This window comes from Marinobacter sp. SS13-12, from assembly GCF_030227115.1.
Taxonomy (GTDB): Bacteria; Pseudomonadota; Gammaproteobacteria; order Pseudomonadales; family Oleiphilaceae; genus Marinobacter.
Map to the genome: position 1 here is coordinate 2,373,410 of NZ_JASSUA010000001.1, position 20,985 is coordinate 2,394,394.

The window sequence follows — 20,985 nt, forward strand, 5'->3', positions numbered from 1 at the left end:
CGGGGTATACCCCGGGCCTTTCAGTTTGCCTCTTCAATATAGATTTCCGGTGTCTCTCCCCGAACGTCAAAGTAAAACCCATAGGTAGCGGTTTCCGGCGGGGTGAAGCGGAAGTTCTCGAACACGGCCGAACAGTTGGCTTTCACCGGTTCGTTCAGTTTCACGTCCTTGTCTTCCTCGGAGAGGTAGCCGCAGTTGGTGCCGGATGACCAGTTGGCATCACCAAACTTGAACTCGTATGGCTGACCGTCAGCCTTGAGCTCAACTTCCGTTCGATACAGGCCATTCTCCACCTGCTTGACCTTGTACTCCGGCAGTGCATCCCACCAGGCAAACTGGCCCCGCAGATACAGCGAGTCACTGTAATCTCTTCCGCCGGACGTGGCGCAACCGGCGGTGATCGCCAGCACAGAGGCCATTGTCAGTGTTGTGAGTTTCTTGTTCATGGTTTTCTCCTTTATGGCCGCAATAGTGCGACTATCTGCTGAACACAGCGACGGACAGTGCCGGTACCGTGAAGGTGCCGTTCACTGCTACTGCGTTATTGCCCGGCGAGGTATCAGCCATGATGGTGAAGAGGTCATTCAGGCTGGTGTCCAGGGACTGTTCTGAGCCGGTGCTGTTGATGACGACCACTATTTGTTCGACATCACTGTCCAGGTCAGCCAGCCCGTTGTCCGGGCCGTCATCCAGGCTGAACAGGATCACGCCCGGTAGCTGGTCTGGTCCGGTATTGTGGAAGTCCAGACGTTCGCTGATATCTTCAGCTGTTTGCAGTCGGAACAGCTCGCTTTCGCTGCGAACCGACAGCAGTTTCTGCACCTGGTCCCGGGTGTAATCGATCTCGCTTGACGTGGGGCCGATCTCGAACTGGCCAATGATCTCGGTAATCAGGTCCCAGTTGGCGCCATCCTTGTCCTGCCTGGGCAGACCGCGGTTCCAGGCGGTTTCCTGGTAGCTGAAGTCCACTTCGTTGAACCAGTCACCGGAGTCGTAGCTGTCGCGTTCCATGGATTTGGAGCGCAGCAGTTCCGAGCCCATATGAATGAACGGGATGCCCTGGCTGAGAATGGGCACTGACAGACCGACGACCTGCATCTGTGCGCGCTCCTGGGGTGTGGTGGCGAAATCCGCCTTGTACTGGTTGTTATCCCAGAGCGTCTGGTTGTCGTGCTTGGAGACGTAATTGACGATTTCCTGGGGATCGCTTGTATAACCGGCGTTCTGGCCGTTGTAGTCGATCTCGGCACCGCTCCGGGTGGAACCGTCCGCAGTCACCAGGTTGTAGTCACGCAGGCTGCCGGCGATGCCGATGCGGATCCAGTCGCTGACTTGCAACAATCGCTCTTTTTCCGCATCACTGCCGCTGTTGCGGTCGTTGGGAATGCTGAACAGGCCATTGGCAAAACCCTGGTTGGCTCGCAGGGCGTCACCGCCGTCGAACGGGCCGCCGCCGCGTACCGCATCGCGCAATCGATCGTTGAACGAGCCAATACCGCTGCCTGCCATGTTGGCCTGGATGGCATTGGTGCCGCGGGCGTTGTTGGCTACCTCACCAAAGTTCCACGCCTCACCGTAGAAATAGGTGTCTGGATCGACCGCTTTTACCACAGCCAGTGCCTTTTCCATATTGGACAGCATATGGTGCCCCATCAGGTCGAAGCGGAAACCGGAGATGCTGTACTCGGAGGTCCAGGTGACCAGGGAGTCAATCATCAGCTTTTCCATCATCCGGTGTTCGGAGGCCGTGTTTTCACAGCACGTGGACTGCTCAACCATGCCTGTTTCCGGGTTCTGGCGGTGATAGTAACCGGGCACCAGCTTGTCCAGCACCGACTTGTCGGCCAGGCCAGAGGCGTTGGTGTGGTTGTAAACCACGTCCAACACCACATTCAGACCCAGGCTGGTGGCCGACTGCACCATCCGGCGGAATTCCAGTATCCGGGTTACACCATCGGCATCGGAGGCATAGCTGCCCTCGGGAACCGTGTAATGAACCGGGTCATAGCCCCAGTTGAAGCTGTCCAGGCCACGAAAAGTAGCGTACAGGGCCTGGGCGTCGCCGGTCGTGGGGTCGAATGATTCCAGCACCGTGCCGATGGTGTTGCCGCTGGCGCAATAGCTGGCGTAGTCTTCTGCCGCCTCGTCTGACAGGTCACAAAGCCTGCTGAAATCGTCGTCTATGTTCACGACCTCCGCCGGGTCTTCATTGATGGTGGCAATATCAAAGGTTGGCAGCAGGTGGAGGTGGGTGATACCGGCATTGGCCATGGCACCAAGGTGGGCCATGCCATCGCTCAAGGTTTCGGTGAATGCGGCATACTTGCCTTGATTGCCCGCAGGCACCGTTTCATCGGTGGCACTGAAATCCCGAATATGGGTTTCGTACACCACCACGTCTTCCGGCGCGAGCATGGGTGGCGTGCTCAGAGTGTCCCAGTTGGCGGGCTTGAGGTCGCTGTCAGCCAGGTTGACCACCTGGGCATACACCCCGTTTTCTGACAGGCTGAGGGCGTAAGGGTCCGAGGTCATCGTGGTTTCGATGGCATCGGTGCGAGGATGGAAGACCGTTACCTCGTACTGGTAGAACTTGCGGTCAACATCCGCCGTGTTGCCGGTGTGCGTCCAGACGCCGTTGTTTCGCGTCATATCTACCGGGTAGCCACTGACCATGGTGCCGTCGGCGTTGAACACGTGCAGGCGCATATTCCTGGCCGTGGGTGCCCAAACCGCAAAGTCGGTATCTGCACCGTTAACACGGGCACCAAGGCCGCCATCGTAGGCATACAGGTCGTCCAATACACCGGGAAGTTGCAGGCGGGTGGCTGATGTCAGTTCGCCGTCTGCGTTGTAGGTGCCTGCAACCAGTTGGCTACGCAGCGCTTCGGCCCTGGTCTGCGCGTCGGTATCAACGGAGTAGGCGGGCCAGTCAGCCAGGTGGGGGAATGCCTGTTCCAGCTCTGGCGACAGTGCTGTGGCGCTCAGGGCAATGGTCGTTCCACCATCAAGGGTCTTGTTGCCGTCATCAACACGGATGCCTGCGCTGGCATCATAGCGAAGCTCAACCCGGGCAGCGTTGCCGCTGTCCGCAAACACCAGGGTATTGCCATCCAGCCAGTGAGCTTTGGCGCCGCTGATGGTCAGTCCCTCGGCTTCAATCGGATCAGGCGACAACAGCTCGCTGCCGCTGAGGGTAAAAATGCGGTTGCCCAGGGCTCCGAAGTGCCAGCGTTTGTCAGTACCACCCAGGTCCTTTTCGTCACCCTTGTGCATGATGAAGTTCATGCAGTCTCCGCCATCGCGCATGGGGATGACGTAGTAGGCGCCGTAGGTGTCGTTGACTCCAGTGTAGGGGTGCGGATTGCTCCACTCTGTCGGTACTCCCTCGGCCAGCCCATCGCACCCGGATGCTGCATCGTTCCAGAGGTGGAGGCCCCAGCCGTCGTAATCACCTTCAGGGCGTTTGTAATAGAGGATTGCTTCGTTCTCACCGGGTTTCAGCAGGGCGGTTGAATCGCCACCTCCGGAATCACCGGGATCCGAAGGAGAGTTGCTGCTACCGGAGTTGCAACCGACAAGGGCCAGCGAAAGTGCCAGGGCCCAGCCGCCTGCAACCAGTTTATGGTCAGGCATAACGGATATCCTTTTTCCATTGTTGTTGTTCGAAAGGTAATGCGTACACAAAAAAGGGCCGGCCCAAGAGCCGGCCCAAAGAGGTCCAACGAGAGAGTGTGGAGTTTAGAGCCTTACCACCAGGCTTCGATCTGGGCACCGACCTGGATGTCGCCATCGATGCCTTCGCCACCACGGGCATTCTCGGCTTCGTCACAGAAGAAGGTTGCCGCGTAGGCGCGAATAACCGGGCGCGCCCAGTAGCCCGGGCCGGCCTGCCACTGTTGTGCCACTGCGAATTTGCCCAGGTCCTGGGACTCTGCGAACCAGGGGCGGTCGGTGTCGCTGTAGCCCACCTCAATGGCGGTACTCATGACCGGTGACCAGTTATAGGTCGGGCGGGCCACAATGCTCAGGCGCTCACCATCTTTGGCAGCCGGATCGTGTGACTCGGCCTCTTCATAGACCACTGAGTGACCAAGTTCCCAGTCACCGCCCAGTTTGATAACGCCGTGGTTCAGAATGCGCCAGCTGGACTCGAAGTAGCCTGCCACGTTGGCGTTATCAACCCGGCCACCACTGGCATTTTCGGCGTTGGTAAAGCCCATGGAGTCGGCACCGTACTGGAGCGCAAACTTGTTGAAGCCGCCCATGATGCCGGAAGAGATCTCTGCCATGACGAAATAGCCGTCTTCATCTTCAATGCCGGCGTCCTGCTGGGCGTCGGTGAGATCCGCCATGGCGTAGATGCCAATCAGCTCGAGATTGTGACCGCCTGCAACCGGGAACGCATAGCGAACATCCATCTTGTTGTTCTGGACAAGATTGTCGCCATCACTGGTGTCTGAGTTGGTGTAGGCGACAGACAGCTGACCGGCGCCCGCCTGGATGTTCTCGATACCGGCACCGTAGCCGGAGTTGCTGAGATAGAACAGGTCGAGATGGTGGATATCCTTACGCTTGTAGAAGCGCTTGCCGGCCCAGAGTGTCGCGCCAGGCAGGGACTCGATGACGTTATTGGCAGACACGTAGAGCTGGCGAAGAGCGATATCGCCGCCGCCATAAGGGTCAGAACTGTTGCGTCCGACTTCGTTGCTGCCGAAATCAACATTGTTGATGTTGTTTCCGCCGTTCAGGGCCTGGTAGTCGTTGCCCTGACGATTGGCGCTATAGGCCAGCATGGAGTCAAAGCGGAAGGTCTTTCCGTCCTCGCTGAAGAGTTCATCACCCAGGCCCAGCTCTGCATAGGTGTCGCACTCATCGGCGAGACGGCCAACGTAATGACCGGTAGCACCGCTGCCGAAGCAGGTCTGCTCGCCGCCACTGCCGATGTTGGTTGAGACACCGGCACGGGAGTAACCGTGAAAATCAACTGCAATGGCCGGAGTGGCCATGATGGCTGCTGTCACGGCAGCCGCTAGCGGGAGTTTGTTCGGGAAAAAGCGCTTATTGTTTTGCATCATCTGTGTCCTGTGCTTTTTGTCTTTTTTGAATGTCAGGGAAGCGGAGTTCCGGACACTCTGCCAGGGGACAGCTTGTTCCGGCTCGGACCTCCGGCTTCCGTGATAGCAGCTTCTGCCAATCAGACATTGGGAAACCGGATTTCATAGTCCTGTAACCGGAAGATGAGTACATCCTCCGCCCTGAAGAAAAAGGGGGGTGAGTTTTCAGGGGGAGGAGGGGCGTAGAAGGATGAGTCAGCAAATTAGTGACTTTTCGGGGATGATCCGAGGTTTTTGCTACACCGGAAACCGCGTCGGCTTCAGGCTTTCCTTGATCTTTTTCAGGTGGCCCAGGAAGTCTGCGCCGCGTTTCAGGGTGACGCCTGTGGCCAGAATATCGATCACGGTAAGGTGAATAATGCGGGACGACATGGGCATATAGACTTCGGTGTCTTCCGGGGCAGTGACCTCTATAACCACCGTGCAGGCCTCGGCAAGCGGCGATCCGGGCATGGTAATGCCGATCACAGTGGCACCGTTGTTTCTGGCCTGCTGGGCGATCTCCACGGTTTCGCGGGTACGCCCGGTGTAGGAGATCAGCACGATAACATCGCCCGTGGTGCAGCCGGCGGCAACCATGCGTTGCATCAGTGCATCGTCGTAGGACATCACCGGGATGTTAAAGCGGAAGAACTTGTGCTGGGCATCCATGGCGACGGGGGCAGACCCTCCCATGCCAAAGAAATTGATCTGTTTGGCCTGAATCAGGTAATCGATGGCCGCAGACAGCGCCTTGGGGTCAAGAGCCTGGCGTGCCTTGTCCAGGCTGGCGATGGTGCTCAGCATGATTTTGTCGGCAAACTCTGCCACCGTATCATCGGGCTCTACATTCTGGCCGATGTAGGGAGTTCCAGTGGCTATACTCTGGGCAAGGCGTATTTTGAAATCAGGAAAGCCGGTGGCGGAAAACCCGCGGCAAAACCGGTTGACGGTAGGTTCGCTGACGTCAGCGGCCCGGGCCAGTGCAGCAATGCTGTATCGGGTTGCGGCGCTGGGGTCGCGAAGAATTGCCTCGGCAACCTTGCGCTCGGATTTGTTAAGAGTGTCCAGTCTCAGTTGGATATCTTCGAGCAGATTGTCGTCGCGTTGCGCCTGATTGGCAGCCATTGGAAGTACTCCCTGAATTATCGGCTTTCTTGTCAAAATCCGCGCTGATTATAGCGCGTTTTATGGCAATTTGTGGTAGTAAACGTATCATTAATTGGAAAATATCCTTGGAAAATTTCGTTTCAGGTGTCATTATTTGCATAAAATTACTACATTGATGCCTTGAGTTGTGCAACCGATGCCGTTCTGCACAAAAAATAAAGAGAGAAGGGAACCGATGGCTGACCCGATAAATACCCGCTGTGACCTGATGATGTTTGGAGCGCTGGGCGACCTGGCGCAACGCAAACTCTTTCCCGCCCTTTACCAGTTGGAGCGCGCCGGGTTGCTCCACGAAGGTAGCCGTATTCTTGCCATCGCGAGAAACAAGGCCGACGCCGGTGAAGTTCGCAAGATCCTTTTTGACAAGTTGAAAGAGCATGTGAAAAAAGATGAGTTCGACGCGAGCCTGGCAGAACAGTTCCTGCAGCGTGTCGATTACCAGTTTCTCGACTTTACCAACCCCGAGGGGTACAGCGTTCTTAACGATTGGCGCAGCACCGAGTCCAGCAACCTGATCGTCTATATGGCGACACCGCCGTCCATGTACGGGATTATTGCTCGCAATCTGCGGAGCAATGGCTGTTGCGATCGGGACACAAGAGTAGTGGTTGAAAAGCCGATCGGCCACGACCTGGAATCTTCCAAGGTCATCAATGATGAGCTGGGTGAAGTCTATAACGAGAACCAGCTGTTCCGTATTGATCACTATCTGGGCAAGGAAACGGTTCAGAACCTGATCGCGCTGCGTTTCGCCAATAACCTGTTTGCCTCCCAGTGGGATCAGAATCACATCTCCCACGTGGAGATTTCGGTGGCGGAAAGTGTCGGCATAGAAGGCCGTTGGGGCTATTTCGACAAGGCCGGCCAGGTCCGCGACATGGTGCAGAACCACCTCCTTCAACTGTTGTGCCTGATTGCCATGGATCCGCCTTCAGACCTGTCTGCCGACAGTATCCGTAACGAAAAAGTAAAGGTGTTGAAGGCGCTGCGCCGGATAACGCCAGACCTGATGGATACCCACGTGGTACGCGGCCAGTACACGGCAGGCACCAGTGGCGGCAAGCCCGTGCCCGGCTATCTGGAGGAAGAGGGGGCTATCAAGCGTAGCAAAACCGAAACCTTTGTGGCCCTGAAAGCTGAAATTGATAACTGGCGCTGGTCCGGCGTGCCTTTCTATATCCGTACGGGTAAGCGTCTGCCGGAGAAGCTGTCGCAGATTATCATTCACTTCAAGCCGGCGCCCCACTACATCTTTGATCCGGACCAGAAACACCTGGCCAACAACAAACTCATTATTCGCCTGCAGCCGGACGAGGGCATGTCCCTGCAGATCCTCACCAAGGATCAGGGTCTGGACAAAGGCATGCGTTTACGCCAGGGGCCACTGGAACTGACCTTCTCGGAAACCTTTGAAACGGATCGTATTCCTGATGCCTATGAACGACTGCTGTGGGAGGTCATGAAAGGCAACCAGTACCTGTTTGTCCGTCGTGACGAAGTGGAACACGCCTGGCAATGGGTCGATCAGATCATGCGCAATTGGGAAGACAGCGGGCAGCCACCGAAGCGATACGCTGCCGGCACCTGGGGCCCGGTTGCCTCTATTGCCATGATTACCCGGGATGGGAGGAGCTGGTATGAAGATGCATGACCTGAATCTGCCGGATGCGGTGGATGCGCACTTTTTTGATACCCCTGGCGATGCCGCGCTGGCACTGGCAGATGCCGTTGCCAAACACCTTGCTGAACGGCTGTTGATCGCGCCCCGGGCCAGCCTTGTGGTTTCTGGTGGCTCCACGCCGCTGCCGTTCTTTGAGGCATTGCGGGAAAAACCGCTGGACTGGGCAAGAGTCGATGTATTGCTGGCGGATGAACGCTGGGTGCCGGAAGACGATGACGACAGTAATACTCGACTGGTCAAGGAAAACCTGCTTCAGGGCCCGGCATCGGAAGCGAATTACCTGTCGCTCAAACAGCCCGGTGATACTCCGGCTGATGGCCTCGCAGCTGTGGAAAGGGCGCTTGCCGACCTTCATCTGCCACTGGATGTGCTGATTCTGGGCATGGGCAATGATGGCCATACCGCCTCCCTGTTTCCGGACGCGCCCGAACTGGATGAGGCGCTTGATACCGATTCGGCCGCTATCGTGGCGCCAATGACACCGCCTTCCCAGCCCCGGAAACGCATTACGCTGACCCTGAGGGCGCTGAATCAGGCAGGTTTCACGGCATTGCACCTGAAAGGCGATGACAAGCTGAAAACCCTGCAGGCTGCCTGCAGTGACATCGCGCAGGTAAAGGAAATGCCCATCCGCGCCTTCCTCAAGCCCGGCCTGCAGATTTTCTGGAGCGCCTGAGCCGCGCTGACGACTGAATTGTTTTACCGGAGAAAATTATGAGCCAATTGTCTGACTTTCACCGCGAGCGTGTCCGGTCGGTGCTGAGTGCCTCGCCTCTGATACCGGTGATCACCATTAACGATCCGGATCAGGCATTGCCGTTATGCCAGGCCCTGGTTGATGGTGGCATCCGCGTTCTGGAAATTACCCTGCGCACGCCTCACGGCGTCAAAGCCATCGAGCAGGTAAGAAAAGCCATCCCGGAGGCCTGGGTAGGTGCCGGCACGGTCACCAGCATTGCCCAGTATCGCCAGGTGGAAGCCGCCGGCGCCCAGTTCGTGATTACGCCGGGGGTCACCGAGTCTATCCTGGAATTCGGCGTTACCTCTGAGGCCCCGTTATTACCGGGCATCGCGACCATTTCAGAGCTGATGGTGGGCTACAACCTTGGCTACCGGGAATTCAAGTTCTTCCCGGCCGAAGTATCCGGCGGCATCCCGGCCCTGAAAGCCTTCGCCGGTCCTTTTCCGGACGTCACCTTTTGCCCGACTGGCGGCATACGGCGCAATACCGCAAAAGACTATCTGGCGCTCGACAACGTGTCTGCCGTGGGTGGTACCTGGTTGACGCCGGGTGATGCGGTTGACTCTGGTGACTGGGGGCAGATTTCGGAGATTGTTCGTGGGAGTCTTTTGGACCTGTGAGTTACCTGCGGCCTGCAGTCTGATGGATTGGGGCTTCCGCGTTTGGTGGGCCGGTCTTTCGGGAAACGCTACAAGCCCGTCCATGTGCGCTTGGAATTGGCCATCCATGGCCAATTACATTCCCGAAAGACCGGCCCACCAACCGCTTGATCTGGCTCCAGAGATAACGCTTCGGGGGCGGCAACAACAAATGTAGGTCGGATTAGCGAAGCGTAATCCGACATTTTGTTTGAGGTGGAAGCCAATTTGTCGGATTACGCTTCGCTAATCCGACCTACAAAAACCGTACTATCTGGCGATATCAGTAAGGTTCAAACAGAGGCTGCGGGGCGGGGCTTCCCAAAATGTAATTGGCCATGGATGGCCAATTCCAAGCGCACAGGGATGTGCTTGTAGCGTTTTTGGGAAGCCCCGCCCCGCTGCCTCCAGGCACCAAACCAACAGGCTACAAAGCAGTAAACCTCCCAACTAGCGAGAAATCAGCGAATATCCGCCCCAACACGAACAATCTTCATGGTGTTGGTACCACCCTGGGCATTCACATAGTCCCCCTTGGTGATGACAACCAGATCGCCTTCCTTGACCACACCCATCCGAACCAGCTCAGCCACCGCACGGGAGTTCGTCTGTTCGGGCGGAATCGCCGCCGAATCAAACGGCACTGTCTGCACGCCGCGGAACATCGCTACCCGATGCTGAGTGGAATGATGGCGGGAGAAGGTGAAAATCGGCAGGCTCGATTTGATGCGGGACATCAGCAGGGGAGTGGCGCCGGTTTCTGACATGCAGATGATCGACGTGACACCCTCCAGGTGATTGGCCGCATACATGGCAGACAGGGCAATGGCCTCGTCCACATGCTCCATGCTTTCGTGAATGCGGTGTTTTGACTGGTGCATCGAAGGCTGCTTTTCCGCACCGATACAGATGCGCACCATCGCCTCCACGGCTTCTGTCGGATAGTCACCAACGGCTGTTTCCGCAGACAGCATTACCGCGTCGGTGTAGTCCATGACCGCGTTGGCCACGTCAGAAACCTCTGCCCGGGTAGGCATCGGGTTTTCGATCATGGATTCCATCATCTGGGTGGCGGTAATGACTACGGTGTTGAGTGCGCGGGCGCGGTTGATGATGTGTTTCTGTACACCCACCAGCTCGGCGTCGCCGATTTCCACGGCCAGGTCGCCGCGAGCAACCATCACCGCATCGGAGGCATCAATCACCGCGTCCAGGGCTGCATTGTTATGGGCCAGTTCCGCGCGCTCGATCTTGGCAACCAGGCGGGCTTCCGAGCCGGCTTCTTTCAGCAGGCGGCGGGCAACGTGCATGTCTTCGGCGGTGCGTACGAAAGACACGGCCACATAATCGGCGCCAAGGCGGGCTGCGGTTTTGATGTCCTGTTTGTCTTTCTCGGTCAGCGCTTCGGCAGACAGGCCGCCGCCGCGCTTGTTCAGGCCCTTGTTGTTGGACAGGGGGCCACCGATAAGAACGCGGGAAGAGATGCTGGTGCCGTCGACGGTTTCGACTTCCATCTCGATGCGGCCATCGTCCAGCACCAGGATGTCGCCCGGTTTCACGTCTTGGATCAGCTGCTCGTAATCAATGCCAACCCGCTCCTCGGTGCCGGCTTCCTTGTCCATGGCGGCGTCCAGGATGAACTGCTGGCCGGCCTTGAGGGTGACCTTGTTCTCAGAGAAACGTGCAATACGCAGCTTGGGACCTTGCAGGTCTGCCAGCAGGGCCACGAAGCGGCCATTGGCGGCGGCGCATTCGCGCACCCGGCGGGCGCGTTCCATGTGATCTTCGGCGCTGCCGTGAGAGAAGTTCAGCCGGGTTACATCTACGCCTGCGGCAATAATGGCCGACAGTGATTCTGGCGAGTCGGTGGCGGGGCCGAGGGTGGCGACGATCTTGGTACGCCTAAGCATGGTTGCTGTTTCCTTTTGTTTTCCAGTGGAGCTTTCTGGTGATTGCCGATGAATGCCTGGTAGGCGGCCCGTGTTACTGGCTCGCCTTTTCCATCAGTGCGGCGGCATTATCGAGCATCCGGTTCGAGAAGCCCCATTCATTATCGTACCAGGCCATGACTTTTGCATGACGGCCCATGGCCCGAGTGTGGTTAGCGTCGAAAATGCTGGACAGGGCATTGTGGTTGAAGTCAACGCTGACCAGTTTTTCAGAATTGTAACCCAGTACCGGGCTGTTTTCCGCGGCGGCCCTGACAGCTTCGTTGATTTCCTCCACTGTCGTGTCACGGCTGGCAATAAAGCCGAAATCTACCAGCGACACGTTGATAGTAGGAACCCTGACCGCCAGCCCGTCAAATTTTCCGGCCAGTTCCGGGATCACCTTGCCGATCGCTGCTGCAGCGCCGGTCTTGGTGGGGATCATCGATTGCGTGGCCGAACGTGCACGATACAGGTCTGAGTGATAGACGTCGCTCAGCTTCTGATCGTTGGTGTAGGAGTGGATGGTCGTCATCAGCCCGCTTTCGATGCCGATCTTGTCGTGCAGCGCTTTGACCACCGGCGCCAGGCAGTTGGTGGTGCAGGAGGCGTTGGAGATGATGTCGTGTTCGGCAGTCAGGATGTTGTCGTTGACACCGTAAACCACCATGGCGTCTGCATCCGGGGAAGGCGCAGAGATGATGACCTTGCGGGCGCCCGCCTTGAGGTGGCCTTCGGCTTTATCACGGGAAGTGAACAGGCCGGTACACTCGAACACCACGTCCACGTGATAGTCTTTCCAGGGCAGCTCTTCCGGGTTGCGGATGGCGGTGATGGCAATGCGGTCGCCATTGACAGAGAGGGACTCGGAATCGTGGTTTACAATGCCAGTGAAGCGACCGTGAACACTGTCGTATTTGAGCAGGTGGGCGTTGGTCTCGGCGTCGCCCAGATCGTTGATGGCGACAACCTGCATCTGGTCGCGGTAGTCATTTTCGTAAAGTGCGCGGAGAACATTGCGGCCAATGCGTCCGAAGCCGTTAATTGCGATGCGAATAGTCATGTTCTGGCTCCAAATCTGGTTGTTTATTGTTCATCTTTGTTGGTGATGTAGTAAATATAACAACAAATATTGGAAAAATGAATGATGCGCGGGTGAAAACGGTAAAAAAAGACAGTAAACTTACGGGAATTAAAAAGGCAACGAAATAACGAGATTTCAGGAGACCCACTATGCATCCGACCGTAGACGCGGTAACCCAACGCATTATCGAGCGCAGTCGCGCTACCCGTCAGGACTACCTGAACCGGATGGAAGAGCTCAAGGCGCAGTCCCCCCAGCGCAGTACACTTTCCTGTGGCAACCTGGCCCACGGGTTTGCGGCCTGTAACCAGTCAGACAAAGACACCCTGAAGCTGATGAACAAAGCCAATGTGGCCATTGTTTCTGCGTACAACGACATGTTGTCTGCCCATCAGCCTTACCAGAGTTTTCCGGATGTGATCCGTGAGGCGGCCCACGGCATGGGATCAGTTGCCCAGTTTGCCGGTGGTACGCCCGCCATGTGCGACGGCGTGACCCAGGGGCAGCCAGGAATGGAGTTGAGCCTGTTTTCCCGCGACACCATTGCCATGAGCACGTCGGTTGCGCTCAGCCACAACATGTTTGATGCCACTGTGTTACTGGGTATCTGCGACAAGATCGTGCCCGGGCTGCTGATCGGCTCCCTGAGTTTCGGCTACCTGCCAACGATACTGATTCCCGCGGGACCGATGCCTTCCGGGCTGCCCAACAAGGAAAAACAGCGCATCCGCCAGCTGTATGCTGAAGGCAAGATCGGCAGGGACGAGTTGCTTGAGGCAGAGTCAAAGTCTTACCACAGCCCGGGTACCTGTACCTTCTATGGCACCGCCAACAGCAATCAGCTTCTGGTGGAAGTCATGGGGCTGCACCTGCCGGGTGCTGCGTTCGTTAATCCGGGTACACCGTTGCGGGACGAATTGACCCGTGTCGCCACCGAGCAGGTGATCCGGCTTTCCAAGCCTCACGGCGGCAAGCTCGGCCTGGGCGACATGATAGATGAGAAAAGCATCGTCAACGCGCTGGTGGCGCTGCTTGTCACCGGTGGCTCCACGAACCACACCATTCACTGGATCGCCATTGCCCGGGCTGCTGGCATTATCATCGACTGGAACGACTATTCCGAACTGTCGTCGGTGGTGCCCTCTATGACCCGCATCTATCCCAACGGTCAGGAAGATATAAATGCCTTCCACGAAGCCGGTGGTACACCGTTCCTGATCCGGGAGCTGCTGGGTGCCGGTTTCCTGCACAATGATGTTGAAACGGTAATGGGTCACGGCCTGGAGCAGTATGCCCGCATGCCCGAAATGGAGGGTAACAAGCTGGTCTGGAAGCCCGCGCTGGAGAAAAGTGCCAAGCCGGACGTGCTGAGCACTGCGAAAGCGCCCTTTGCACCTGACGGCGGCCTCAGGGTTCTGGACGGCAACCTTGGCCGGGGTGTTATCAAGGTGTCGGCGGTTGCCGAAGAGCACCGAACCGTCAAGGCGCCAGCGGTGGTCTTCAATGATCAGAACGAACTCAAGGCAGCCTTCGACGCTGGTGATCTCGATAAAGACTGTATTGTTGTGGTCCGCTTCCAGGGGCCGAAAGCCAACGGCATGCCGGAGTTGCACAAGCTGACTCCTTATCTGGGCGTGCTGCAGGACCGTGGCTTCAGGGTCGGTCTGGTCACCGATGGCCGCATGTCCGGCGCGTCCGGCAAAGTGCCCGCAGCGATTCATGTTTATCCCGAGGCAGCCAATGCCGGCCCTCTCTCACGGGTACACACTGGCGATGTCATTACCCTGGACGCGGTAACAGGAACACTGGAGGTAGATGTGCCGGTGGAGAAATTTGCTGCCCGGGAGTCGGAAAAGGCCGACCTGAGCAGTTATCATCATGGCCTGGGCCGGGAACTGTTTGGCTGGATGCGTAAGGCCGCCAGCACCCCGGAAGAAGGTGCCAGCTTTTTCTGGAATCATGACGCATGACGACAACCAACTACTCGCTGGTCGGGGATATCGGTGGTACCAATGCCCGTTTCGCCCTCGTGCGTTCCGGTGATGTAACGCCAGAAGCCGTTGAGGTTCTGGCCTGCAGCAATTATGACAACCTCGATTCCGCCATTACCGATTATCTCCAGCGGTCCGGGGTCGGTGAAGTACAGGATGTTTGCCTGGCCGTAGCCTCCCCGGTGTCGGGTACCCAGGTGCGGATGACCAATAATCACTGGAGCTTTGACAGTGAGGAAGTGCGCAGCCAGTTTGGCTGGAGCGCATTCAAGGTCATCAATGACTTCACGGCCATGGCTCTGGGGGTTCCCCACGTAGCCGCCGATAAGCTGGTTCATGTTTGCGGTGGCCCCGGCAATGCCCGCCGGCCGCGGCTGGTCATCGGGCCGGGAACAGGGCTCGGAGTTTCCGGCCTGGTACCACTGCAGAATGGTTGGGTTCCCCTGATGACCGAGGGCGGCCATGTGGATTTTGCGCCTACCGATGATACCGAGATGGCGGTACTGCGGATTCTCAAGGCCCGGTTCGGCCGCGTGTCTGTGGAGCGGATTCTCTGTGGCCAGGGGTTGCTGAACCTGTACCAGGCCCATGCCGAGATACAGGATGTGGCAGCGCCCCTGGATGCGCCAGAAAAAATAACCGCTGCAGCGCTGGATCATTCCGACCCGCTCGCAAGGCAGACCCTGAGGCACTTCTGTGAGATTCTGGGGCGTGTTGCCGGCAACGGGGTATTGACCCTGGGGGGCACTGGCGGCGTTTATCTCTGCGGTGGCATTCTCCCGCGGTTTATCGATTTCTTCCTGGAAAGCCCGTTCCAGAAAGGGTTTGAAGACAAGGGCCGGATGCGGCCACTGCTGGAATCAACGCCGGTTTTCGTTGTGATGGAAGGCTACACCGGCCTTCTGGGTGCAGCGGAAGCGCTGACCAACCCGGAAGTGTAGGGCGCGCATCCTGTTGCTGCTCGTCTTCAGAGCAGCAACAGGTCGGCTTACAGGTAATGGACCAGTTCATCCTTGTCAAAGCGATACTGGCGGTTATAAACCCCTTTTTCAGAACGTTTTCCGGCTGCCAGTACCATGGTTACCAGGCCTTTTTTTGGCAGTTTCAGCAGCCGCCGTACCCGGCACTCATCGAAGCCTTCCATGGGGCAGGAGTCGTAGCCGTGTGCCCTGAGTGCCAGCATCAGGTTCTCTGCGGCCAGAGCGGTGGATTTGGTGGCCCAGACTTTCATTTCATTAGGGGAATAGGGCCCCCTCGGAACCGGGCGTGTCAGGCCCACAAACAATCCTGCGGTCTTCTTGGCGACTCCGAACAGTCCGAAAGGTCCCTGGTTGTAATGGATCGGGGCGATTTTCGAATAATACTTCTTCACAATAGTCGGCAGGTTTTCTTCCGGCCACTGTTCCAGTGCCATGCGTGAATGCTGGCGCCAGGTATCCGTCCTGGCAACCACAACGATCAGTACCGGTGCGGTTTTTGCCGCGTTCTGACCCAGGCAGGCTTCGGCAAGTTTCGCTTTCAGGTCCGGCGTTCTCACCACGAAAAATTCCCAGGGCTGCAGGTTGCTGGAGTTGGGTGCCAGCATGGCCAGGTCGAGGCAGTCGTCCAGTACGTGTTCCGGCACCGGCTCGTCGGTAAACCGGCGCACCGAGCGGCGGCTACGTACCACTTTGCGGAATTCGTCTAGGGCAGGATTCGGCTCGATGTCTGATTTGGCATTCATGTCAGGCAGTTCCTTTCGCCAGTGTGGGCATGGCGCATTTGTGGGTAATGGAAACAGGCTTTAAGGTTACGGTAGCCGGCTGTTTATGCAATGGCCTTTTGTTCAGGAGTGGTTGGCACAAATGACCAGTATTGATACACGGCTGCCTTTCGAGGAGCTTGTTGCACAGGTTCGTCAGTGCAGGATCTGCGAGTCGCAGCTCCCGCTGGGCCCCCGGCCGGTTATCCAGATTTCCCGCTCTGCCCGGATTCTGGTGGTGGGACAGGCGCCCGGCCGCCGCGTACATGAGACCGGCCTGCCATTCAATGATCCCAGCGGTGACCGGCTGCGGGACTGGATGGGCATCAGTCGGGAGGTATTTTATGATGAACAGCAACTGGCCATCCTGCCCATGGGGTTCTGTTACCCGGGTACCGGCAAGTCCGGTGACCTGCCGCCACGACCGGAATGTGCGCCTGCCTGGCGTGACCTGTTGCTTGAGCGCCTGGAGCACATAGAGCTGACCCTGGCTATCGGCCAATACGCCCATGCCTGGCACCTGCCCGGCGGGAAAACGTCGGTCACCGAACGGGTGAAGCGTTGGCGGGACGTGTGGCCGGAGGTGCTGCCGCTGCCACACCCGAGCCCACGGAACAACTTGTGGTTACGTCGCAATCCCTGGTTTGAAGAGGAAGTGATTCCGGAATTGCGGCAACGGGTCGGGGATATTCTCGGGCGTAAGCAAGGATACCGCCCGGAGTGATTCAGGCACTGTGGTGGAGAGCAACAGTCTGTGGTTGCGGAGTTGCCTGAGCCGACAGGTACCTATCCAGCTCGCGCACATCGTCTTCAGTGGCGTACAGCCCCTGCTTGGTGCGACGCCAGAGAATATCTTCCGACGTCATTGCCCATTCATGTTTGATCAGGTATTCCACTTCCCTTTCATAGAGGGTGCCGGCAAACCGGTAACCCAGATCCTGAACGGATTTGGCGTTGGCCAGAATGTCGTAGGCATTGGTTCCAAAGGTGCGCACATAGCGACTGCACACGGCCTCGGGTAGCCAGGGATAATCCGCTGATAGGCGAGCTTCGAGGGTGTCGTGATTCTCAAAGTCACCACCGGGCAGAATGCCCTTCTTGGTCCAGGCGCCCTGAGCGTGCGGGAAGAATTGGCACAGCTTGTCTGTAGCTGCTTCCGCAAGCTTGCGGTAGGTGGTGATTTTTCCGCCGAACACGGAAATAACCGGGGCTTTGCCTTTTTCCTTGCTGACTTCAAAGGAGTAGTCCCGGGAGGCCTTCTTGGCATCACCTTCTTCGTCATCCATCAGCGGACGAACGCCGGAGTAGGACCAGACCACGTCACTTTCCGTCAGCTGGCGCTTGAAGTGGGAGTTGACGATGTCCAGCAGGTACTCGGTTTCTTCCGGCGAAATTTTTGCTTTCTTCGGGTCGCCCTCGTAATCCACATCGGTTGTGCCGACAAGGGAGAACTCGTCCTCGTAAGGGATAACGAACACAATGCGCTCATCCTCATTCTGAAGGATGTAGGCCTCTGTTTCCCGGTTGAGGCGGGGGACAACAATGTGGCTGCCTTTGACCATGCGAATGTTTTTAGGCGCTTTCATGGCGAGGCTTTCGCTGAACAGGCGGCTTACCCAGGGGCCGGAGGCGTTGACAATGACCTTTGCCGATACATGGTGGATGCTGTCGTCGTTCATGTCCTGCAGTGAGACATCCCACGAGTTCTCACCACGTCGGGCGTTGATGCACTTGGTTCTGGTCAGGATGGTCGCACCGCATTCCTGGGCTTTCCTGGCGGTCAGTACTACCAGGCGGGCATCGTCTACCCAGCCGTCGGAATATTCAAACCCTCTGGTGATGTCCGACTTGAGCGGGTCCTTTTCATCGAATTTGATGGACCGGGACCCGGGCAGAACTTCCCGTTTGGCAAGGTGATCGTAAAGGAACAGCCCCATTCTGATCATCCAGGCCGGGCGCAGGTGAGGGCGGTGAGGCAGCCGGAAACGCATTGGCCACATAATATGGGGAGAGTTCCGCAACAACGACTCCCGTTCTGCCAGAGCTTCCCTTACCAGCCGGAACTCGTAGTGTTCCAGGTAACGCAGTCCGCCATGGATCAGCTTGCTGCTGTTGGAGGATGTCGCCGAAGCGAGGTCGTTCATTTCGCAAAGCAACACCTTGAGACCCCGGCCCGCAGCATCCATTGCGATCCCCGTTCCGTTAACGCCGCCGCCAACAACGACAACGTCAAATTCATTGTTCTCCTCGGTCATCTTGTGTCATCTCCTGACGCCAATGAAAGGACGCTTCCGGGCGCTCTTTCCGGTTTTTGCACAAACGTATTTCTATATTATGCGAAAGCAAAATATATTCGTAAAGGAAAATACAGAAAAAAAACGAAAAAATGTGAGGCGATGAGCAGAAGGCCACCTGGCTGGTCTTCAGGAAGCGAAAGAAGTCATCAGGGGGGGTCAGACCAGGTGCAGCTCTACGTTGTTCTCGCGCAGCAGTTGGCGGATTTCAACGGGTGGTGGCTCGTCAGTAAATACGTGGTCGGCCTGGGCGATGCTGCCCAGGCGCACCATGGCATTGCGGCCAAACTTGGAGTGGTCGGCGGCCAGCAGCACCTGGCCGGAATTTTCAATGATGGCCTGGGCGACACGAACCTCGCGGTAGTCGAAGTCCAGCAGTGAGCCATCGGTGTGAATGCCGCTGATGCCTATGATGCCGAAGTCCATCTTGAACTGATTGATAAAGTCCCGGGTGGCTTCACCCACAATGCCGCCATCGCGATTCCGGACTTCGCCGCCGGCAATGATGATATGGAAGTCTTCCTTCGCGGAAAGAATGGAGGCTACGTGCAGGTTGTTGGTCACCACCTGAAGGTTGTTTTTTTCAAGCAATGCCTTGGCAATGGTTTCCGTGGTGGTACCGATGTTGATGAACATGGAGGAGTTGTCCGGAATCATTTCCACCAGGGCTTCGGCAATCCGCTCTTTCGCTTCCAGATCCATGATCTTGCGGGCCTGGTAGGCGGTGTTCACCGTGCTGGAGTCGATGCCGGCACCGCCGTGATGGCGACGGAGTTTCTTCTGGCTGGCGAGCTCGTTCAGATCCCGGCGAATGGTCTGCGGTGTGACTTTGAACTGGTCTACCAGTTGTTCTGTCGTCACAAAGCCGTTTTGCTGGATCAGCTCCATGATCAGATCCTGTCTGCGTCGCTGTGCCATTCAACCTCCTCCGGCATCCGGTTTTTCTGTAACGAACGAAATGGCGATTCTATATCCGTGTTCAGTTTAGAGTGTTTTAGGTCTTTGTGCAGCATTTTTAGGGGGTTGTGTGCGGAGTCGTAGTCAGTGGCTTATTTTTCGTTTGCTAAAAGGGTTGGCTTTTGTTTTCAAAAAGGTAAAAATGCGAAAAAATAAGAACACCCAAGGCCAAACAACTATGACTCAGTACATTCTGTCAATCGACCAGGGAACCACCAGTTCCCGTGCCATTCTTTTCACCCTGGACGGCAATATTCACGCCACCAGCCAGCAGGAATTTCCCCAACATTTTCCAGCCAGTGGCTGGGTAGAGCACGATCCCGAAGATATATGGCGGACAGTCAGGGAAGTCTGTGATGAGGTTATGGGCAAGGGGTGTGGCAACAGCGACGAGGTGGTCGCGGTAGGAATAACAAACCAGAGAGAGACCACTGTACTCTGGGACCGGGCGACCGGCGAAGCGGTTTATCCGGCCATCGTCTGGCAGGATCGCAGAACCGCTGACTGGTGCGAATCCCTTAAAAAGCAGAGCCTGGAGCCGTCGGTGAACAATAAAACCGGGCTATTGATCGACCCCTATTTTTCGGCCACGAAAATTCGCTGGGTTCTCGATAATGTGCCTGGTGCCAGGCAGCGGGCCGAAAAGGGAGAGCTTGCGTTTGGCACCATCGACAGCTTCCTGCTGTGGCGCCTGACCGACGGTAAGGTTCACCGTACCGATGCCACTAACGCCAGCCGCACTATGTTGTTCAACATTCACAAACAGGAATGGGATCAGGAGCTGCTGGACCTTTTCGGTGTTCCGGAATCCCTGCTGCCCGAGGTTATGGATTCAGCCGCCGACTTTGGCCAGATCGTAGGTCACGGACGACTGCACGGATCCTCGGTCATGGGTATGGCCGGTGACCAGCAGGCGGCACTGTTCGGCCAGACCTGCTTTGAAACCGGGATGGCAAAGAGCACCTATGGAACCGGCTGCTTTTTGATGCTTAACACTGGCGACAAGGCCCTGACCTCAGAGCACCGGTTACTGACCACAGTCGCCTATCGTCTCAATGGCAAACCGGTCTATGCACTGGAGGGGAGTATTTTTATTGCCGGTGCTGCCATTCAATGGCTGCGGGATGGCCTGCAACTGATCAGGAATGCCTGCGAGACTGAACCGCTGGCAGAGGGTACGCCTGTGGATCACGGCGTATACCTGGTTCCGGCGTTCACCGGGCTGGGGGCGCCCTACTGGGACCCCAATGCCCGCGGCGCCATTTTCGGATTGACCAGGGATACCGGCATCAAGGAAATCGTCACCGCCGGGCTGCAATCGGTGTGTTACCAGACCAAGGATCTGCAGAAGGCGATGGAGAAAGATGGCCTGAGGCCCATTACGCTGAGAGTGGACGGCGGTATGGTTGCCAATAACTGGGTTCTGCAGTTCCTGGCGGACATCCTCGGAGCACGGGTTGACCGGCCCGCGCTGGTAGAGACCACCGCGCTTGGTGCCGCCTATCTGGCAGGTTTGCAGGCCGGTGTTTACAAGTCCCTTGAAGATCTGAGCAGCATGTGGCGATGCGATCGGAGTTTCGAGGCAGTGATGACCAAGAGCCAGCGTGACAGTCTTTATGAGGGCTGGATCAAGGCAGTGACCAAACTCTGACTATCATCCATAAAC

16 protein-coding genes are annotated in these 20,985 nt (G+C 57.2%); 7 read left to right on the forward strand and 9 right to left on the reverse strand.

Annotated elements, in window-relative coordinates:
* Positions 1 to 20: 20 nt before the first annotated feature.
* From QPL94_RS10895 to QPL94_RS10910, 4 genes are all read right to left on the reverse strand, one after another.
* Positions 21 to 446, reverse strand: coding sequence for an early set domain-containing protein (locus tag QPL94_RS10895; RefSeq protein ID WP_285357300.1), 426 nt, complete (start codon positions 444 to 446; stop codon positions 21 to 23).
* 31 nt (positions 447 to 477) lie between these two features.
* Complete coding sequence (gene pulA, locus QPL94_RS10900; RefSeq protein WP_285357302.1) at positions 478 to 3,633, reverse strand: pullulanase-type alpha-1,6-glucosidase; 3,156 nt, start codon at positions 3,631 to 3,633, stop codon at positions 478 to 480.
* Between the two features lie 113 nt (positions 3,634 to 3,746).
* Positions 3,747 to 5,072: a maltoporin LamB gene (gene lamB, locus QPL94_RS10905; protein WP_285357304.1), complete on the reverse strand. Its 1,326-nt coding sequence runs from the start codon at positions 5,070 to 5,072 to the stop codon at positions 3,747 to 3,749.
* A gap of 279 nt (positions 5,073 to 5,351) precedes the next feature.
* The gene (locus tag QPL94_RS10910) at positions 5,352 to 6,221 is read right to left on the reverse strand and encodes a MurR/RpiR family transcriptional regulator (RefSeq protein WP_137434829.1); all 870 of its coding nucleotides are present in this window, start codon (positions 6,219 to 6,221) and stop codon (positions 5,352 to 5,354) included.
* 217 nt (positions 6,222 to 6,438) lie between these two features.
* Here QPL94_RS10910 and zwf point away from each other — a divergent pair, with 217 nt between their 5' ends.
* From zwf to QPL94_RS10925, 3 genes are read left to right on the forward strand one after another with little or no spacing between them, the layout of a single operon-like run.
* Entirely contained in the window at positions 6,439 to 7,914 is a 1,476-nt protein-coding gene (zwf, locus tag QPL94_RS10915; RefSeq protein WP_285357305.1) for a glucose-6-phosphate dehydrogenase, read from the forward strand.
* Positions 7,901 to 8,620, forward strand: coding sequence for a 6-phosphogluconolactonase (gene pgl / locus QPL94_RS10920; RefSeq protein WP_502881520.1), 720 nt, complete (start codon positions 7,901 to 7,903; stop codon positions 8,618 to 8,620). The genes zwf and pgl overlap by 14 nt, the downstream gene beginning before the upstream one ends.
* Before the next feature lie 38 nt (positions 8,621 to 8,658).
* Complete coding sequence (locus QPL94_RS10925; protein WP_285357307.1) at positions 8,659 to 9,306, forward strand: bifunctional 4-hydroxy-2-oxoglutarate aldolase/2-dehydro-3-deoxy-phosphogluconate aldolase; 648 nt, start codon at positions 8,659 to 8,661, stop codon at positions 9,304 to 9,306.
* A 479-nt stretch (positions 9,307 to 9,785) separates the two neighbouring features.
* On the opposite strand, the gene pyk is transcribed toward QPL94_RS10925, so the two are convergent.
* Positions 9,786 to 11,234, reverse strand: coding sequence for a pyruvate kinase (gene pyk / locus QPL94_RS10930; RefSeq protein WP_285357308.1), 1,449 nt, complete (start codon positions 11,232 to 11,234; stop codon positions 9,786 to 9,788).
* A gap of 73 nt (positions 11,235 to 11,307) precedes the next feature.
* Positions 11,308 to 12,315 (reverse strand): type I glyceraldehyde-3-phosphate dehydrogenase, encoded by a 1,008-nt coding sequence (gene gap, locus QPL94_RS10935; protein WP_285357309.1) that lies wholly within the window; start codon positions 12,313 to 12,315, stop codon positions 11,308 to 11,310.
* 170 nt (positions 12,316 to 12,485) lie between these two features.
* On the opposite strand from gap, the gene edd reads away from it, so the two are divergent.
* Together edd and QPL94_RS10945 are read left to right on the forward strand one after the other, a co-directional pair.
* On the forward strand, positions 12,486 to 14,306 hold the full coding sequence (gene edd, locus QPL94_RS10940; RefSeq protein WP_285357311.1) for a phosphogluconate dehydratase: 1,821 nt from the start codon (positions 12,486 to 12,488) through the stop codon (positions 14,304 to 14,306).
* A complete protein-coding gene (locus tag QPL94_RS10945) occupies positions 14,303 to 15,268 on the forward strand; it encodes a glucokinase (protein ID WP_285357312.1) in 966 nt (321 codons plus the stop codon). The genes edd and QPL94_RS10945 overlap by 4 nt, the downstream gene beginning before the upstream one ends.
* 47 nt (positions 15,269 to 15,315) lie before the next feature.
* On the opposite strand, the gene QPL94_RS10950 is transcribed toward QPL94_RS10945, so the two are convergent.
* Complete coding sequence (locus QPL94_RS10950) at positions 15,316 to 16,050, reverse strand: nitroreductase family protein (RefSeq protein ID WP_285357313.1); 735 nt, start codon at positions 16,048 to 16,050, stop codon at positions 15,316 to 15,318.
* 121 nt (positions 16,051 to 16,171) lie between these two features.
* Between QPL94_RS10950 and QPL94_RS10955 the strand changes: the two genes are divergently transcribed.
* On the forward strand, positions 16,172 to 16,792 hold the full coding sequence (locus QPL94_RS10955) for a uracil-DNA glycosylase family protein (RefSeq protein ID WP_285357314.1): 621 nt from the start codon (positions 16,172 to 16,174) through the stop codon (positions 16,790 to 16,792).
* Position 16,793: 1 nt separating this feature from the next.
* Here QPL94_RS10955 and glpD read toward each other — a convergent pair whose 3' ends face one another.
* Complete coding sequence (gene glpD, locus QPL94_RS10960) at positions 16,794 to 18,323, reverse strand: glycerol-3-phosphate dehydrogenase (RefSeq protein WP_285357315.1); 1,530 nt, start codon at positions 18,321 to 18,323, stop codon at positions 16,794 to 16,796.
* 198 nt (positions 18,324 to 18,521) lie between these two features.
* Positions 18,522 to 19,280 carry a DeoR/GlpR family transcriptional regulator gene (locus tag QPL94_RS10965; RefSeq protein WP_285357316.1) on the reverse strand — a complete coding sequence of 253 codons (759 nt, stop codon included), beginning with the start codon at positions 19,278 to 19,280 and terminating at the stop codon, positions 18,522 to 18,524.
* Positions 19,281 to 19,497: 217 nt separating this feature from the next.
* Here QPL94_RS10965 and glpK point away from each other — a divergent pair, with 217 nt between their 5' ends.
* A complete protein-coding gene (gene glpK, locus QPL94_RS10970) occupies positions 19,498 to 20,970 on the forward strand; it encodes a glycerol kinase GlpK (RefSeq protein ID WP_285357318.1) in 1,473 nt (490 codons plus the stop codon).
* The last annotated feature ends 15 nt before the right edge of the window (positions 20,971 to 20,985 follow it).